The sequence below is a fragment of the Rhizobium sp. BK591 genome (genome assembly GCF_014195045.1).
GTDB lineage: Bacteria > Pseudomonadota > Alphaproteobacteria > Rhizobiales > Rhizobiaceae > Rhizobium > Rhizobium anhuiense.
Window position 1 is genome coordinate 739699 of record NZ_JACIAZ010000003.1, and the last position, 15381, is coordinate 755079.

The 15381-nt window shown below is 56.9% G+C and carries 17 protein-coding genes and 2 tRNA genes; 11 read left to right on the plus strand and 8 right to left on the minus strand.

What is annotated here, in order from left to right; genetic code table 11:
• The first annotated feature begins 101 nt into the window (after nt 1–101).
• The 4 genes from FHX10_RS16940 (at nt 102) to FHX10_RS16955 (ending at nt 4723) form a co-directional block, all read left to right on the plus strand.
• Nucleotides 102–461: a hypothetical protein gene (locus FHX10_RS16940; protein ID WP_184389859.1), complete on the plus strand. Its 360-nt coding sequence runs from the start codon at nt 102–104 to the stop codon at nt 459–461.
• A complete protein-coding gene (locus tag FHX10_RS16945; RefSeq protein ID WP_184389862.1) occupies nt 461–2308 on the plus strand; it encodes a hypothetical protein in 1848 nt (615 codons plus the stop codon). Before FHX10_RS16940 ends, FHX10_RS16945 begins: the two co-directional genes overlap by 1 nt.
• A 10-nt stretch (nt 2309–2318) precedes the next feature.
• Nucleotides 2319–2669 (plus strand): DUF1515 family protein, encoded by a 351-nt coding sequence (locus tag FHX10_RS16950; RefSeq protein WP_184389864.1) that lies wholly within the window; start codon nt 2319–2321, stop codon nt 2667–2669.
• 104 nt (nt 2670–2773) lie between these two features.
• Nucleotides 2774–4723, plus strand: a complete 1950-nt coding sequence (locus tag FHX10_RS16955) for an acyltransferase family protein (RefSeq protein WP_184389867.1) — start codon at nt 2774–2776, stop codon at nt 4721–4723.
• Nucleotides 4724–4737: 14 nt separating this feature from the next.
• Here FHX10_RS16955 and asnB read toward each other — a convergent pair whose 3' ends face one another.
• The 3 genes from asnB to FHX10_RS16970 form a co-directional block, all read right to left on the minus strand.
• Complete coding sequence (gene asnB, locus FHX10_RS16960) at nt 4738–6480, minus strand: asparagine synthase (glutamine-hydrolyzing) (RefSeq protein ID WP_184389869.1); 1743 nt, start codon at nt 6478–6480, stop codon at nt 4738–4740.
• A gap of 3 nt (nt 6481–6483) precedes the next feature.
• The gene (locus tag FHX10_RS16965) at nt 6484–6723 is read right to left on the minus strand and encodes a hypothetical protein (protein ID WP_184389871.1); all 240 of its coding nucleotides are present in this window, start codon (nt 6721–6723) and stop codon (nt 6484–6486) included.
• Between the two features lie 381 nt (nt 6724–7104).
• Entirely contained in the window at nt 7105–7395 is a 291-nt protein-coding gene (locus FHX10_RS16970) for a hypothetical protein (RefSeq protein ID WP_246781238.1), read from the minus strand.
• A gap of 855 nt (nt 7396–8250) precedes the next feature.
• On the opposite strand from FHX10_RS16970, the gene FHX10_RS16975 reads away from it, so the two are divergent.
• Both FHX10_RS16975 and FHX10_RS16980 read left to right on the plus strand, forming a co-directional pair.
• Complete coding sequence (locus tag FHX10_RS16975; protein ID WP_409527295.1) at nt 8251–8652, plus strand: hypothetical protein; 402 nt, start codon at nt 8251–8253, stop codon at nt 8650–8652.
• A 465-nt stretch (nt 8653–9117) separates the two neighbouring features.
• The gene (locus tag FHX10_RS16980; protein WP_184389877.1) at nt 9118–9498 is read left to right on the plus strand and encodes a hypothetical protein; all 381 of its coding nucleotides are present in this window, start codon (nt 9118–9120) and stop codon (nt 9496–9498) included.
• A gap of 18 nt (nt 9499–9516) precedes the next feature.
• Here the strand turns inward: FHX10_RS16980 and FHX10_RS16985 are convergent, their stop codons facing one another.
• From FHX10_RS16985 to FHX10_RS35175, 3 genes are all read right to left on the minus strand, one after another.
• The gene (locus FHX10_RS16985) at nt 9517–9726 is read right to left on the minus strand and encodes a hypothetical protein (RefSeq protein ID WP_184389878.1); all 210 of its coding nucleotides are present in this window, start codon (nt 9724–9726) and stop codon (nt 9517–9519) included.
• A complete protein-coding gene (locus FHX10_RS16990; RefSeq protein WP_184389880.1) occupies nt 9723–10037 on the minus strand; it encodes a hypothetical protein in 315 nt (104 codons plus the stop codon). The genes FHX10_RS16985 and FHX10_RS16990 overlap by 4 nt, the downstream gene beginning before the upstream one ends.
• Before the next feature lie 77 nt (nt 10038–10114).
• Nucleotides 10115–10315, minus strand: coding sequence for a hypothetical protein (locus tag FHX10_RS35175; RefSeq protein WP_246781243.1), 201 nt, complete (start codon nt 10313–10315; stop codon nt 10115–10117).
• Nucleotides 10316–10448: 133 nt separating this feature from the next.
• Here FHX10_RS35175 and ligD point away from each other — a divergent pair, with 133 nt between their 5' ends.
• From ligD to FHX10_RS17005, 3 genes are all read left to right on the plus strand, one after another.
• Nucleotides 10449–11501, plus strand: coding sequence for a non-homologous end-joining DNA ligase (gene ligD, locus FHX10_RS16995; protein ID WP_184389883.1), 1053 nt, complete (start codon nt 10449–10451; stop codon nt 11499–11501).
• Nucleotides 11502–11612: 111 nt separating this feature from the next.
• Nucleotides 11613–12449: a hypothetical protein gene (locus FHX10_RS17000; RefSeq protein ID WP_184389885.1), complete on the plus strand. Its 837-nt coding sequence runs from the start codon at nt 11613–11615 to the stop codon at nt 12447–12449.
• Entirely contained in the window at nt 12446–13123 is a 678-nt protein-coding gene (locus FHX10_RS17005) for a hypothetical protein (RefSeq protein WP_184389887.1), read from the plus strand. Before FHX10_RS17000 ends, FHX10_RS17005 begins: the two co-directional genes overlap by 4 nt.
• Nucleotides 13124–13772: 649 nt before the next feature.
• Here FHX10_RS17005 and FHX10_RS17010 read toward each other — a convergent pair.
• The gene (locus tag FHX10_RS17010) at nt 13773–14063 is read right to left on the minus strand and encodes a CopG family transcriptional regulator (RefSeq protein WP_184389889.1); all 291 of its coding nucleotides are present in this window, start codon (nt 14061–14063) and stop codon (nt 13773–13775) included.
• Between the two features lie 129 nt (nt 14064–14192).
• Nucleotides 14193–14269 (minus strand) — tRNA-Pro (locus FHX10_RS17015).
• Nucleotides 14270–14941: 672 nt separating this feature from the next.
• Here FHX10_RS17015 and FHX10_RS17020 point away from each other — a divergent pair.
• The gene (locus FHX10_RS17020) at nt 14942–15247 is read left to right on the plus strand and encodes an ETC complex I subunit (RefSeq protein WP_047614878.1); all 306 of its coding nucleotides are present in this window, start codon (nt 14942–14944) and stop codon (nt 15245–15247) included.
• A gap of 57 nt (nt 15248–15304) precedes the next feature.
• Nucleotides 15305–15381: transfer RNA gene (locus tag FHX10_RS17025), tRNA-Arg, on the plus strand.

The following is a 15381-nucleotide window of genomic DNA, read 5'->3' on the forward strand; positions in this document are numbered from 1 at the left end:
GCTTTTGCCTCTTCGTCTTCCTGACGTCAACCTCCACGCTGGCTGGTCTCATCTGGCTGGCGTGGAACTCCATCTGATCGATCCAATTCGGAGCAACGCCAGTGGCCGCCCTATCCTTCGCTCAATTGCAGCAACTCTGCAGCTCTCCAGCTCTCGATGGGCAGCAGCTGCGTTCGCTCTACGACACCATCTTCATGCCGCGGTTCATCCGAGTATCAGGCACCGCCCTGACGCTTACCGATGAGCACCGCGGGGCATGGATCTTGCTCACCAATGCCTCGACCGTCACCATCACGCTCCCGACTTTGTCGGCTGGGATCCTGGTTTCGATCACGCCTCTTGGAGCTGGCGGTGCTAGCTTGAGTGGAACGCATCTCGGCGGCACAACAATTTCCCAGAATGGCCTGGCGACGCTCGCCACGCTTGACGATGGATCTTGGTTCGTAACGGGGGCTGTATAATGGCGTTGGCTCTCGGAACGCAGCGCGTGGCGCTTGTCGGTGCTGGTGGTGGCACCCGACCTCCGGTCGACCCCGATCGCTACATGTTTTTCGCGACCCGCAATCGCATGCCGTCGGGCTCCGCTACGCTGACGGCAGCATCTGGCACGAACTATGTGTGCAGCAAGATCATCGTCAACACGCCTCAGTATAAGACGCGGACCTTTCGCTTTCACCTCTCGGGCTTCGCATCGACGGAAGGCGGAAACTCGCCGCAGGAAACCGTCGTCACTGGCACCATCGGGGCGCCCGGAAATTCCGTGGTTGTGGACGGCTTCTATATGCGGGTCGGCGGCCTCTTCTACCAGCTGCAGTTCAGTGCATCGAATACGGTCACGGTCGCTGACCAGACCAACGGCGCATGGACGGATGAACTGACAGTCCCCGATGTGGCTGCCGAGAGCGCGATCGAGTTGTGGCTGTTCTATCATACCGCCGTCGGCGAGAAGATATGGCCCGTCTATCGTATCCAGAAAGAGCGGGGCGAACGCGTATGGGGCGCCAGCGATCTTCCCACGCTGCTCGCCTTCAAGGACACTCCGCTTGCGGACAGCACCGCAGCGCTCGACACCAGCTATGGGCAGCAGGCGCAGCCGCAATATTACGGCCCGGATTTCATGGTCGCCAAAGGTGATTGGGATGGCCGGCCGGTGGTGCTCGGCTTCGTAGACAGTATCGGTGAGGCTCGACAGGAATTTTCGGCTGCCGCCGATGCGCGCGGCAATCTCGGCTGGTTCCGGCGCTGGCTGGACAAGAAGGGCGGGGTCGGCCGTATTCCGCATCTGTTGATAGGCATGCCGGGAGCGGGATCGGTCCGTGAATATACTGGCACCGGCTCCTCGATCGCGACCAGGCGCCGCGATATCATGCGGGAAATCGTGGCCTTCAACAGCAACAAATGGCCGTTTACCGTTGTTGCAAACCAGCTAGGCCAGAACGACACGTCGACGTCCTACAACACGTGGTTCAATACCAACTATCGCAGCTTGGTCACTCGTATCCGTGCTGAATATGCCGGCGTCAAGATCGTCGCCTTCCCGCCGATCGGCCGCACTGCAAATACCCGCACGGTCACCTTGACCTCGGTCGGTACCGTCGTCACGGCGACGATTGCCTCCGGCATCAACGGGTTGGTCACGGGGCAGACGGTTTCGATTTCCGGCGCGACGCAGACTGAATACAATGGCAACGTAGTGATCACCGTCACCGGGCCGACGACCTTCACCTACAATTTCCCCGGGTCGGGAACTTCGCCGGCAACGGGCACGATCACAGCGGGCGACCTCTATCTGAGGGCGGAATATCAGAGCTTCTCCGCCAACAATACGTGGCCCTCTGATGGAACCGACGCCTCGGGAAAATGGCGTCTGCGTGACGATATCCTGGCGAAAACCTCCTCATGTTGCGACGACGCGATCGACACCTATGCGGCGTGGGTATCGCCTTCGCGTGGGGGTGTCTGGCCTGGCATGCTGGAATTGGCAAGCACAACGCTGACGCAGCAAGCGGGAACCGATGGCGTCGCGACCTACAACCAGATCGTCGTGGCGGATGCGAGCCTCTTTCGACCGGAGCAGAGCCTGAACATCTATTCCGGCCCCGACGGCATTGCGCGTCTCAGCACGCAGACAATTGCCAGCATCTCCGGCAACACCATCACTTATCAAGGGTCCACGGCCATCGTTCTGCCGGTCGGCTCTGTGGTTCGCCCCGGCGTCAGTACGGATGGCGTCCATCCTTGGGGCGCGATGATCGACCGAATCGTGGCCGGCATCTCACAATCCGAAAAAGCGAAATTTATAATCTAGAGGCACCTGCATGAACACATCTGACTTCGACCCGCGGCTGCATCAGCAGATGGGGGAGCTCCTCGCAGAGGTTCGCAATCTCCGGGACGCCTTTCGGCAATCGGAAATCAAATCCGACAACAGCCGATCGCAGATGCACGGCCGGCTTGATTTGCTCGTCGACCGGGTCGGCAAGGTCGAGGGAACCGTTTCGGCCGTGCAAGAAGATATCTCGGAAATGCGGCCGGTGACAGATGACGTCCGCCGGTGGAAGCTCATGGGGCTCGGCGCTCTCGGGATCGTCGGAATAGGAGCCTCAGCGCTCACCTTCATCCTCACAAAGTTCGGCACGGCGGCAATTGTGTGGTTAACTGGCCGGTGAGGTGAGGCCTTCGGGCATTGGCTCAGTGTTCCAGTTCATGCTCGCGCTCGTTAATTGCTTTGCTCTCGTTTACATGGTAGCGGCCGCACAGGCGAGGGCAGGATATGAACATAGCGAGAGGCGTGGTCGAGCCGGCTGCGAAATCCCATTTTAGTATCGGATACAGACCTGACATCGATGGTTTGCGAGCGATCGCCGTCCTTTCGGTCGTGCTATTCCATGCAGATCAGAGGTGGCTTCAAGGTGGTTTTGTCGGCGTTGATATCTTTTTTGTCATCTCCGGATTCCTGATCAGTTCGATCATACTTGGAGACATCAAAACTGGCAGGTTCAGTCTGCGGACATTCTATGCCAAGCGGATACGCCGGATCTTCCCAGCACTCGTGACAGTATTGGCGGCCAGTTGGGTTGCTGGATGGTTTCTGTTAACTGCCGATGAGTTCAAGTCTCTCGGGGCCCAGATCGCCGCTGGCGCTGGCTTCAGCGCAAACATCTATTATTGGCTCACCTCAGATTATTTCGCGTCTTCCTCGGAGTTGCTCCCTGAGTTGCACCTCTGGTCGCTTGGTGTCGAGGAGCAGTTCTATGTCTTCTGGCCGCTCCTTCTTGCGTTTGCAGATCGCCGTCGAATTAGCTTTGCCGGCGTCGTCATCGCGCTGGGCGCGATTTCGATCGCGCTCAATATCTGGATAACGCCGCACGATCCCGTCCAAGCTTTTTTCCTGCCTCATACCCGTCTCTGGGAACTGTTGCTGGGGGCATTCGTGGCCGTGATCCCGAGACACGACTCGATCCACCTCAATGAAATCCGGGCATTTGTCGGTGCCCTTTTCATCGCCGCAGCTCTTTTGTTTATTGACAGTTCATCCCCCTTTCCTGGTTGGCGCGCACTTCTGCCAACCGTGGGGGCGGCCCTCCTGATCTCGGCCGGACCTTCAGCGTGGGTGAACCGCGTTATCCTTTCAAACCGGGTGGCGGTTGGCATTGGGTTGATCAGTTACCCCCTTTATTTGTGGCATTGGCCACTGTTGGCGTTCGCGAGGGCAGCAGCGAGCGATGAATTGTCCCTCGCTTCTCGGATCGCCCTCGTGTCCGCATCATTTTTGCTGGCCTGGGGAACCTATCGATTCCTTGAGAGGAAAATTCGTTTTGGGCGTTCCCGCCGAGGCCACGTTCAAGCACTTGTGGCCGCATCTCTCGTTGTCCTGTTCGCCGGCATTCTAACGATATACCAAGGTGGTTTCGTTGGCCGCTTCCCCGAGATCGTTCGATTTTTGGCGGACTACAAATACCCCCAATATGAGGCGGGATACCGTGTGGGTTCCTGCTTCCTACGGCCCGACCAAGGACCGCAGGACTTCAGGCCGGAGTGCCAAGCGGCGGGAGGGGTTGTGTTATGGGGAGACTCCCATGCGGCTCACTTTTATCCCGGCCTGCTCGACGCGAGCTCGGAGGGTCGTTTTCCGCTTGGTCAGTTCAATGCAGCTTCTTGCCCACCTATTACCGGTTTCAAATCTGTGGGAAGAGCCAATTGTCCAGAGATCAATCAGTTCGGCCTCGATCAGATTTCTTTACTGAAGCCTCGGCTGCTGATCGTCTCGGCCGACTGGACGAAGTACGTCAGTAGCCCAGATTTTGCTAACCTACGTTCGACCTTGGAGACGGCAAAAGCCGCAGGCATCGATCACATCATGCTCATCGGGCCCGTCCCGCATTGGCGCCCGTCGCTGCCTAAGATCTTACTTGATGCCTTCAACAAAAGCCCATCCCACACCGTACCAGGCCGGTTGCGCAGCGAACTCAATGACAGCGTTGCCAACATCGACGGACAAATGCGCGATCTCGCGCGTAGCATGGGGATTGGCTATTTTTCGGCCTTTCAGGCCATGTGTGACGCTGAAGGCTGCCTCACCAAGCTCGGTGATCGTCATGACGACTTGACGGCATGGGATTATGGCCACTTAACATTCGCCGGTTCGCGATATGTGGTCAAAAGACTGATGGCTGATCCAGAAATGCGATCATTGATCGATCCAGCGCTAAGGCGGGAATGATTCCCGCCCTCTAGTCATTGAAGGATGTGCAAGTCTGTCGCCATTATCATCGACATCAACGTGAACATTTGCTTGGCCGGCGTTCCCTTGACGGTCTTCCAATCAATCCATTCCGAAAGGTGAGACCTGGCGTCGCGGTAATCGCTTGATGTCAGCATTTTATCGGCTACGGCATCCATCTCCGCCATCAGTGGGGTCTCCCACAGATTCACCGTTCCGCCTTTCCCGAATTTCGGGCGATTGGCGACCTTTGCCGGCAAGAGCTTCCCAGCCACGCGCGCAAGGGCGATCTTATCTGACCTTCCACGATGCTTGGGCGAGATATTGATCTTGCGATTGTCCGGAATTCGGTTAGCTGCATCAAGGACGGAGGCATAGAGGTACGGAACCCTCGCTTCGATCCCGTGTGCCATCATCATCTTGTCGACGCGAAGCAGTTGGGAGAACTGCATTTGATACGCGCGCTCGAACGCGAGCATCGTATCCAGCGGAGTGCCGGCGGTCTGACGTCTGAACGTCTCCACGAATTCGCTTTCCCTATTCGCAAGTGCATCGGCTGAAGGCTTCTGAAGATACCCCGCTGCCTTCGACTGCGTCCGCCGCCGCCGATAATGCTCATACATGCTGCGAACATCAGCGCCGACTTCCTGAGCCGCCCGGTGCCAAGGGTATCCCGCGAAGATCTCGTCGCTTCCTTCCCCCATCAATATTACCTTGAAGCCAGCGTCCCGAATGACTTTCGACAGGCCGAAGGTTGGGAACACGTTCGGATTGGCGATCGGCTCCTCCATATGATTCACGATCGTTCGAAGCATCTGTTCTAGGTCGCCTGATGGCAGCCGCACGACATGGTGGTCAATCCCACAGTGCTTGGCGACCATCCTGGCGTACACAACCTCATCGTCATCGTGATCAGAGAATGTCGTAGTAAAGGCAACCAGATTGCCGCGCTGTTTCGCTGCCAAGGCAGCGATCACGCTTGAATCCAGACCGCCTGACAGGGCGACCGCCACGGGAACATCCGCGACCATATGGTCTTCGACGGAGCGTTCCAGACTCTTCTGGATTCCGAGTTCCTTCCACCACCGTTTCGACTGTGTCGTATCCGCGGCCCACCGGCGCCTGCGCACTTCTCCGTCTGCGAACGAAACGATCTCGCCCGGAGCAACCTGCCAAATCCCTTCAAAAAAGGAGTTCTGTGATAGGTGGAATCCCCAGAGAATTATCTCCTGCAGGACAGCCGCGTTGATCGCGCGCCGGCCGAGGCGAAGCAATGGCTTCGCCTCAGAAGCGAATGCGACGTTACCTTCGTTGGCCCTCACATACAGCGGCTTGATCCCGAACCTGTCTCTCGCGAGATGCAGTGTTTTCGATTGCAGATCATATAGCGCAATGGCGAACATGCCGTGCAGCTTATCAAAACAAGCATCGCCCCATTGCTCGAACGCTCTCGCGACGACCTCGGTATCGCCGGAGGTGTTGAACACACATCCGAGCTTTCGCAGTTCCTCTCGAACTTCCCGGTAGTTATAGATCTCGCCATTGTAGACGAGGTGACTGCGGTCGGTAACGAAAGGCTGGTTGCTGGCATTAGAGAGGTCGATGATCGATAGCCTGGCGTGCCCAAAAATGAGCTCGTTGTCGATCCTACGCATCGAGAGGTTGTCGGGTCCACGGTGCTCAATCGTTTTGAGCGCCGTTAGGAAATCTTCATCGGTGGGAAGACGTTGGCCGACGACGCCAAAAATTCCGCACATGTCTCAGGCTTTCCCCTTGCTGACGTTCGCCTGCAGTTGATTTGCAAATGCAGACAGGATATTGGCAGCGAGGTCCCGTTTTTCCTTCTTTGCGAATTCTTCCATGATCTTAATATTGACGGCGTAATGTTCCATCTTCATCGCCCCGGCTTCTTCGAGAGTGGTCGCTAGCGCCAGAAGCATGGCCGTGTTGGCGGCGCTAATCTGTGCGATCAACTCGCTGGTCTCTATGCCTTTACTCATCTTTATTCCCTCGGAAGCGTGGCCTGGATTTGTGGTCGTTGTTGGTCTTACGTTCATCCAGCGCCGATGACAACTCAGGGCTTGAATCGTCGACGGTTGCCCGTGAGGCCTAGAGGATCATTGCTCATTTCGTTCCATATGGTCGCCGCCCGCCAAGCTTCGTGTTCTCGTTGCGTGGCCACGTCGCGGAAATACGGCGCCGTTTCGGCCGTGACGTTCGCTCCGCACCTCTGGCACGAGACCCGGGCGGCGGTGTCGTAGTCCACTTTCGGGCTACCGCCGCAAACGCATTTCCTCAGGCGCGGCGTGGTGTCGTCGATCCTCGTAGGCCGCCATCGCATCAGTTTGGATCACTTCTCCGTTCCCATCGTCTTGCAACGATCATCCCATTGGCCCGCCTGTGGTCCATTTTGCAATTTGGCATAGCCGCTCGAGTTCAACGTCCATCAGCGTTCGCACTTCTTCCGGAGGCTCATCAACAAAAATTGGCCCGGCGTTCTCTCTAAGCAAGAATAGTTCCGTTTGATGTTTGTCGTCATCGAACCGCATCTGGATAACAGCGTCCATATTGATCCAGCGCGTTATCGTGCCGTCGGTCAACTTCACGAACATCCCATCCTCCAAGGTGGCGGCCCCCGAATCGAAGCAAAATTTAGCGCCGGTTTCAAACATGTCTAGCATGCGGGCAAGGCACTTCCGCACCGCAGCTTTGCTCGCCAGGGATCAAAAAGGAGCCCCGCCAAGCGGGGCAAGTGGGGCTGGAGAGTACGGGACCGCACAGGAAGAAAGAGGGAAGCGGACCGCCCCACCATGGGGCGCCTGTGCGATCCGTGTGGCCTAACCGCAGATAGCCGGAAAAGTTCCTTACGGTTCCGAACAAATTGGTTAAGATTGAGGTGGGCCGCACAGAGTATCGAAGTGCATGCTGTTCTAAATACACACCTCCGCACGGCCCAATGCTATTACGATCGGCGGCGCCTTTTGTTCCAGGTCGACGCATTGTTGATCACTGCGACAATGGCGCTAATTGACTAAATTCGACTTGAGTGGAAGGATTTGGCGCTGGTTACCACGGGAGGCGTCGCCTTGATCCAGCGCAATGCCAACGTATGAAGTCCTAGTAGCGTACCTGTGTCCAGACCAAGGGATTTGGTGGACCTGAAGCCCTTGCGTGTTGGGCTCAGGGCACGGGTGCGACGACTTTTGAACAAGTCCGTCGAGCGGCCGGGGGTGGCCGCGGCTTAAGGTGTCAACGCGTCAAGCCACCCGTGCCCCAGCTTCTAAGTCGCCCCATATGGTTGGCGAGCTAGCACCGATCATTCGGTAGTTGTTAATCGGCGGCCGGGGCGGCTGGGGCACCAATGCGCAGGGGCCTTTGTTCATCTGTAGTTCACTCGCTGGGCGTCACCGTTGCGCCGTAAATGAACCAAGGAGAGTGTCATGGTTTTCGTTGCATCGACCAAGTCATATAGCACCTCGCACAAACTTCTTCTCTCCGCTGCCGGCTCGCTGGTAGCCGCTTTCCTCATGTCATCGCCGGCGCATGCGTTGACGATGAAGGAATGCAGCACAAAGTATCAGGCCGCCAAAGCCGACGGCTCCGCCAAGGACTTGAAGTGGAATGATTTCCGCGCAAAGTTCTGTGGCGCCGATGCTGCCGCTGCCGATAAGGCCGACGAAGCAGATGTCACCGCCACGACCGAGAAGGAACCGGCAAAGCCAACGACCGCGGCGCCGAAGAACGTGAAATTCCCGAAGGCGATCGACAAGAAATATTCGAGTGAAACGCCCGGCAAGGCCCGCCTGCACACCTGTGTTGACGCTTACCATGCCGCCAAGGATGCCGGCACGCTCGGCGATCTGAAGTGGATCCAGAAGGGCGGCGGCTATTGGAGCCTTTGCAACACGAGCATCAAGGCCGCTGGCTGACCGAAGCTTTTTGTTGACCCAGAAATGGAAACACCGCCCCCGCGGGCGGTCTTTCTCGTTTAGGCGAATGCCAACGATAGCAAAAGCGTTGACAAAAGTTCCGTACGCTTCCGCACAAATGTCGAGTAATTTCTAGTTGTGACAAAGTGAATTTTCACGAAAATGGAGAAGAAAGCCCCGCTGGACCGGGGGTTAGAAAAGGGGGTCTTTTGTTGGCTAACGTCGTATTGGCGCCGGGCGGCCTCCAACTGCCTCGCGACCGGTTCCGCTGGCGCGGAATCTAAGTTGGCTTGCCGAAAGTAGTGCTGCTATATGCAACACCTCCCATTTGATATCTCTCGCGGGAAAACGCTACTGTCTTAGTATAGATGTGGCGGCCATAAAATTGGGACGTGACAGCTGCTAACTTGTAGTTCATATGAATTGATGGAATTGGTGATTGTCAAATATCGGAGAGAGCGGCGCATGCGCAGAATTCTAATAGCCGGGCTATCTATATTGTTTCTTGGAACGCAAGCTATTGCTGCTACCGCAATGACTGGAAAAGAGCTTCAAGCTCTGCTGTCAGACGGAAAAGTGATTGTGCTGGGCGGCCCAAAGGAAGGCTACAGCGGCGAGCTTTCGGTACTCAAGGACGGCACCGCACATGGTTCCGTTAAGCTTGATTCCGGAGACGTGATCACCATTGACGGCGTGTGGCACATTTCTGGCAACAAGTTCTGCCGCACTTGGAAGGGCGGAAGGGACGCTGGGAAAGAGGTATGTGAGACCTGGAATAAAACAGGTCCTAAGTCCGTCACCGTGTTGAACGGAAAAGAGAATATTGGCAAAAACTCCTGGAAGTAGTGTCGAGCAAAGGCGCTATCAAAGCCCGGCCGGATTGAGCTTCCGCCTGAGCGCCTGTTCCTGTTCGTAAGATTTATGCGGGAAGTGCTCGAAGCACCACCAGCGCGTCGGAGCGGTTGGGGAAGGGCTGTTTCCCCAGCTTCCCCATTCCGTGCAACCTCCCTGTTCGCAATAATGGACATACATTTCCGGCGCCTTCGTCAGGGTCGGCCTGTCGGTATCGCTCATTTCTCCTCCTGGAATTGCCAGCCCGCTTTGGGAATGGGCCAACCCTTTTTGGCCGCCCGGAAATCGGCCTCAACTTCGGCTATCTTCTTTGCTTCCACGATGCCGGTTGCCCAGACAGTGATGCGCATGCGGCCGGCCTTGAACACGAAGCGCCGTTCGGTCGTTTGCTTGCCTGCCGTGTATCCTGCACGAAAGCAAGCGCGCGCGGCCGAAAGACTGACGCTGTCGCGGAAAGACTGCGGCTGCGACCGCCACCAATCGCTCAGCGCTGTTTCGAACGGAACGGTCTGTGGTTGGGGGCGGTCATGCATAGTGTAACCTGGTCTTCAGTTTACCCGGAAGGAGAGGCCATCCGAGCCGCAGTGTCTGATAATCAATCTCGGACATTTCACTCTCGATGGTAGCTCGGTCGCCAGCCGCGGGTCATCCCACTGCCCATTGCGCCCTCTGTCAATGCCAGTTGCCGGCGTAGGTGGCGAATGTCCGCTAGCAGGGTGTCAATTGCGGCGTGTGTGTCACCCCTGTGATAGGCGATCACCTGCGCACGCTCGTCGTCTTCCACGGCTTCGCCGATCGGCTGCTCTCGCATATCCGTTTTCCACATTTACTATTTTCAGATTGGCGGCCGCACGCTGATGTTCTTATTATGTTCGCGTGGCGGGTGGAGTCAATAACCCATCTAGGTCAATTGCTTTTTAAGGCGCGGCTGCTGTCATGGCGGGATGACCAAGCCGCCTCGCAAGCCGTCCCAGCCTCTGCTCGGTGATGCCGACGCGGCCCTCCGCAGCCGTCCGCGCCGCCGGCGCGATCCCTCCCAGCCGCAACTTCCCTTCAATCCGATGCCAGCGCGCGTCGAGCCATGCCTTGCGCTGCTCAAGCGCCGGCCGCCGAAAGGCGATGATTGGATTTACGAAATCAAATGGGATGGCTACCGCCTGGCAGTCCACATCGAGCTGTCTGGCGTCCGGATCCTGACGCGCGGCGGCCACGACTGGACTGATCTCTTCCCGGCGATCGCCGCGGAGGCAAAACGACTTTCTGTCTCGACGGCGATCTTGGATGGCGAAGCGGTCGTGTTTGATGAGCAGGGCAGGTCGGATTTCGGCAAGCTTCAGCAATCTCTCGGCGGCCGCGGCGGAAAGAGGGCGTCCCGCGAAGCGGTCTTGATGGCGTTCGATCTTCTCTATTTCGACGGCCATGACCTCACCGGAACAGAGTTCACCGCGCGGCGCCTCCTCCTCGAGGGCTTGGTGCCGGCCGGAGGCGAAGAAGCCATCCGGCTATCTGAGGAGATCGAGGCTGATGGAGACGTGCTGTTGCGCATCGCCTGCGAGCACGGGTTAGAAGGCATCATTGCGAAAGACCGGAACAGCACCTATCGCGGCGGCCGCCTCGGCGACTGGCTTAAGATCAAATGCATCCAGAGCGACGGCTTCGCCATCGTCGGCTATCAGCGCTCCAGCACGGCGTTCGGGAATATCGGCGCGCTTCTGCTGGCTGCTCGGAAGGGTGCCGAGCTGGTTTATGTCGGATCGGTCGGAACGGGCTTTAAGGCAGACGAGGCGATGAAGCTTCGCGCAAGGATGGACAAGATCAAGGCGACCAACCCGGCCGTCAAATATTCCGGTGGGCGCAAGAACCTGATCTGGATAAAGCCTAAGCTGGTTGCCGAGATCGAATATCGGGCCTGGACACATGACGGCAAGCTGCGGCATGCATCGTACAAAGGGCTCAGGGAACCCGAAGACATGGGGGAGGTATGCGCGGTTGATTAACCCGCCTCACACAAGGTGGTCAGTTTATCAATTGATCGTTGTGGCATAAGTATCTAGAAGGATTCTCATCGCACCGGCAGCGTCACGCCCCTCGCTACAAACGGGTACATCATGTGGAAAATGATACACAAAGAGAACGCTATCGAAGGGGCGGCGATGACGATCCGTTTTGCGGAGCCGTTAAGCTCGATGGTGGCAAAAAGAGTAGTGCGCGACGCCGAGAGCCGGGCCTCTGATGAAGGGTTCTCTGTCAAGGAACCATTACAGCAAATTCAGTTCCAGTTTGAGCCACTGAATGCGGATATTCGCCAGGCATCGATTGCGGGCATGGTTTTCCAACACAATTCGCTCACGCGGGATGTTGACGGAAACGTTGCCCTGCGGCTCGCAAGGCAATTTGTCGTGCAGCCAGAGCAGATTGCAATGCAGCTACAACGGTATCGAGGCTGGGAGACAGAGTGGCCAGCTTCAAAAAAGATGATTGATCCGGCAATTGCCATCGCCGCGGGCGTCGTTCCCATCGCCGCGTTCAGATTGGAATACCTCAATAGGTTCATTTACGACGGTGACGCGGGCGACGGAATTGTAAACGGGTTGCTTCGTAGATCAGATTTCATAGCTCCGCATGTCTTTGAAGCGCCAGATTTGTTTCATTCCCACACCGGCCGTTTCGACGAAATATCCGATGCGCCCGTTAAGCGTCGTCTGACGCAGGTCAATGCTGACCTTCAAACTTTATCGCCCCCGCATTCAATGGCGGGGAACAAAACGCTGGCTCTTATGCTTGCCGTCGAGTGGCAATTTGGCCCCCCGGGATTGGAAGTAAGCTCCTCCGAAGTAGCTGACGTCTCGACTAAATACTTCTCTTGCTTGCATGACGATATTCATGCCTTACTTAAGGACCTGATTGAGTCGAAATTTGCCTCAGAGAATAACCTGCCGCAATGAACATAACTGATGTTTTTAAATCATCTGGATCCAACATTGGTCCCGTGCTGTCGGCGACAGCTTTGGCAGTGACATCTACGATGTCGCCTGCGCCCGCTCTCGTTGAAGATCAGAAGCCGCCGATCGTGGCTAGGCCATATCTTGCAGGCGTAAACTCTCCGACCGATGTAAATTTCACGTTAGGGCTGATTCGCGGTGGTCGGCACCAACCAGTAGCCACAGCTCAGGCACCATCCCATTTTCCAGTAGAAAAGCAATGGCGGCCCACTGTGCCGCACCTGGCTCTTCCCCTCGGTTTCCTGCAGGTTTCTCGCAGCGAACCAAGTGCCTCATTAAATGCCTCCAGTAGGGCTCAATTGGCGGCGGAGTTTTATGAAACTTTGCCCAGCGACGCTCGAAACGAGGTCTTATGGGATATCGTCTCGCTTGCGTTCGCCGTAACCTCGATCTCTCCTCGAGTGGAAGTTATTGACGGGATGACCACCATCGATTTCGACGCTCCGGGTCGCCTTCTGAGCATCTTAATTGATGGAGACACGCTCTGCTTGTCTGCGTTCAGCCGACAGAAAGAACTAAAGATGACATACGTCGCGGAAAGCGACGTGCCGCGAGATGAATTCATCAACGTTCTGTGGGGGCAACTTGTTGAATTTAGTGCTGCTGTAAGGGCGTAGTGCATGGCACGTTGGGAGCCTGGGGACGTTCTGAAACCATCCGAGGTAATTGGGCGAAGACTATTCGACAAAAGCTCGGACGCCCCCATCGAAATGCAGTCGCTTAGCGCAAATCTTTTCTTAGACACTAGGTATGATGAAGACCTCTCTCTTGATCGACTCGGAGATGGCCAGCCGCTTCGGGTTGTTGTCGCCCGCCTAACGCCAGCTTGCGATGACGAAGCGTCGAAGCAGAGAAAACATTTCCGGGGCTGGTTGGCGACGCAGCGCAAGCACGTGAAGTTTGAAAATGTCCGCCCTGACGTCCTCACGATTGAGAGAGACGGAATAGATAATCCATTTCACGCGCTTCTGGATAGGTCTGCAGCTCGTGAAAAAGGCCAAGCCTTTCATCTGAGCCGTTCGCTTCTTATGACGTTCAAGGAGAGCGGGCAGATTGTGGACCCTGTACGGCCCAATACCGAGTAGGCGAGATAGCTGCCACCTTTTTGAAGGAGGCTAGCGCTTAGCTGACGAAAGCCACCAACCTTCATTGATCCCATCGGAACTTGATCGTTTCTAGCAGCGCCTGGCGCCGCTTCATCTCGGGCCCGTCGCCCTCCATCGGTCGGTCGAACTCGTGGACCATCAGATCGGCCTGCAGTGTTGCTCAGGCATTCCCGTCCACATCGCCATCCTCATCGAGGCTGTGCACCGGCAGATAGGTGTTCTTCTCCATCCACTCCCGCACGATAAATCTGATCGTGTCGTTGCGCGAAATGCCGAGCTCGCCGGCCAGGTCGCGCAAAGCTTCCTCGACATCATCCTCCATCGAGACGGCACCGGCATTGCGTAGCCGCAGCGCGGCCCGACGGAGCACAATCTGAAGATCCGCTCGGGAGATATCTGCGATCCGATCGGCGGCGTCTTCGAGGAGGGCGGCAGTGTCCGTGGTGGTCATGGTGCCTCGCCCAGTGCTTACAAAATTGCGCCCACGGCGGCGGTTGCTCTCACAGTGCTCTCACAAAGCCCTTCAAGGCGTCACGCGAGCCACGGAAAATTTCTATAACATTTTCAATGGGAAAGGCGGTGGTCGGAGTGGAGAGATTCGAACTCCCGACCCTCTGGTCCCAAACCAGATGCGCTACCAGACTGCGCTACACTCCGTGCCGTGAATGGCAGGGGAGATACACGGTTCACTTCGCCGTCGCAACCCATAAATCCAGCGCTGGTCGAAGATTCCTCGCCTGCCCTGTGGATGCTATAGAAAAATCTTGATGGGTCGCACGTCTGCCGTGCCGGGCGCATTGAACGTCAGGACAAGGCTGCCTCAGCCATGGGCGATCAGGCCGAGATATTGGGCGTAGCTGATGACGACGTAGAAGAAAGCCGTGATACCAGCTCCTAACGCAATGGCATTGAACTCTGGCGAACGTTTCATCATGAGTGCAAATCCACTGAAACCGATGGAGCCGTAGATAGTGCCAGGGACCGGCTGCGGCAATCAGCTTGTAATCACAACATGCGACGATCGGTAACATTGCGCAATTCGGCCTGAGGTCCCTCGGCCATGAAGAGAGGGCTGGATCGACAGGTGGGAAGACGACCCAAAGCCGCTTCGCCCGCCGATAGCCTTGTTTCCCCAATGCCTCGGCTTGTCATGAGATGGAGCAGGCAGCGTGCGTCGCGCACCGCCTTTTTTCTTGAAAAGCCAAGGATTCGCGGATAAGCAAAATTCATCTCTTCGCGCTATCTCTAGCGATGAAGCAAAAGCCCCGGCAACGGGGATTGAGACCATGAAAGGCGGGCGCTGCCCGCATAGTCGGAGACGCCGCAGTCATGTCTGCCAAGATCTATCGTCCAGCCAAGACCGCCATGCAGTCCGGCAAGGCCAAGACCCATCTCTGGGTGCTTGAGTTCGATCAGGAGTCGCCGCGCAAGATCGATCCGATCATGGGCTACACCTCCTCGGGCGACATGCGCCAGCAGGTGAAGCTGACCTTCGAAACGCAGGAACTCGCCGAGGCCTATGCCCAGCGCAACGGCATCGAATATCGCGTCATTGCGCCGAAGGATGCGGCCCGCCAGGTGGTCGCCTATCCCGACAATTTCCGCTATACCCGCACGCAGCCCTGGACGCATTGAGATTTCTCGTCCAAATATGCCGCATTCGGTCGCGCGCCTTGAACGCGACCGCCGGACGGCCCCTTAGCTCAGCTGGATAGAGCACCTGCCTTCTAAGCAGGTTGTCGCAGGTTCGATTCCTGCAGGGGTCGCCA

Coding starts and splice junctions, on each gene's coding strand:
- FHX10_RS16945 (WP_184389862.1), top strand. CDS start 461: ATGGCGTTGGCTCTCGGAACGCAGCGCGTGGCGCTTGTCGGTGCTGGT.
- FHX10_RS16950 (WP_184389864.1), top strand. CDS start 2,319: ATGAACACATCTGACTTCGACCCGCGGCTGCATCAGCAGATGGGGGAG.
- FHX10_RS16955 (WP_184389867.1), top strand. CDS start 2,774: ATGAACATAGCGAGAGGCGTGGTCGAGCCGGCTGCGAAATCCCATTTT.
- asnB (WP_184389869.1), bottom strand. CDS start 6,480: ATGTGCGGAATTTTTGGCGTCGTCGGCCAACGTCTTCCCACCGATGAA.
- FHX10_RS16965 (WP_184389871.1), bottom strand. CDS start 6,723: ATGAGTAAAGGCATAGAGACCAGCGAGTTGATCGCACAGATTAGCGCC.
- FHX10_RS16970 (WP_246781238.1), bottom strand. CDS start 7,395: ATGTTTGAAACCGGCGCTAAATTTTGCTTCGATTCGGGGGCCGCCACC.
- FHX10_RS16975 (WP_409527295.1), top strand. CDS start 8,251: ATGTCATCGCCGGCGCATGCGTTGACGATGAAGGAATGCAGCACAAAG.
- FHX10_RS16980 (WP_184389877.1), top strand. CDS start 9,118: ATGCGCAGAATTCTAATAGCCGGGCTATCTATATTGTTTCTTGGAACG.
- FHX10_RS16985 (WP_184389878.1), bottom strand. CDS start 9,726: ATGAGCGATACCGACAGGCCGACCCTGACGAAGGCGCCGGAAATGTAT.
- FHX10_RS16990 (WP_184389880.1), bottom strand. CDS start 10,037: ATGCATGACCGCCCCCAACCACAGACCGTTCCGTTCGAAACAGCGCTG.
- FHX10_RS35175 (WP_246781243.1), bottom strand. CDS start 10,315: ATGCGAGAGCAGCCGATCGGCGAAGCCGTGGAAGACGACGAGCGTGCG.
- ligD (WP_184389883.1), top strand. CDS start 10,449: ATGACCAAGCCGCCTCGCAAGCCGTCCCAGCCTCTGCTCGGTGATGCC.
- FHX10_RS17000 (WP_184389885.1), top strand. CDS start 11,613: ATGTGGAAAATGATACACAAAGAGAACGCTATCGAAGGGGCGGCGATG.
- FHX10_RS17005 (WP_184389887.1), top strand. CDS start 12,446: ATGAACATAACTGATGTTTTTAAATCATCTGGATCCAACATTGGTCCC.
- FHX10_RS17010 (WP_184389889.1), bottom strand. CDS start 14,063: ATGACCACCACGGACACTGCCGCCCTCCTCGAAGACGCCGCCGATCGG.
- FHX10_RS17020 (WP_047614878.1), top strand. CDS start 14,942: ATGTCTGCCAAGATCTATCGTCCAGCCAAGACCGCCATGCAGTCCGGC.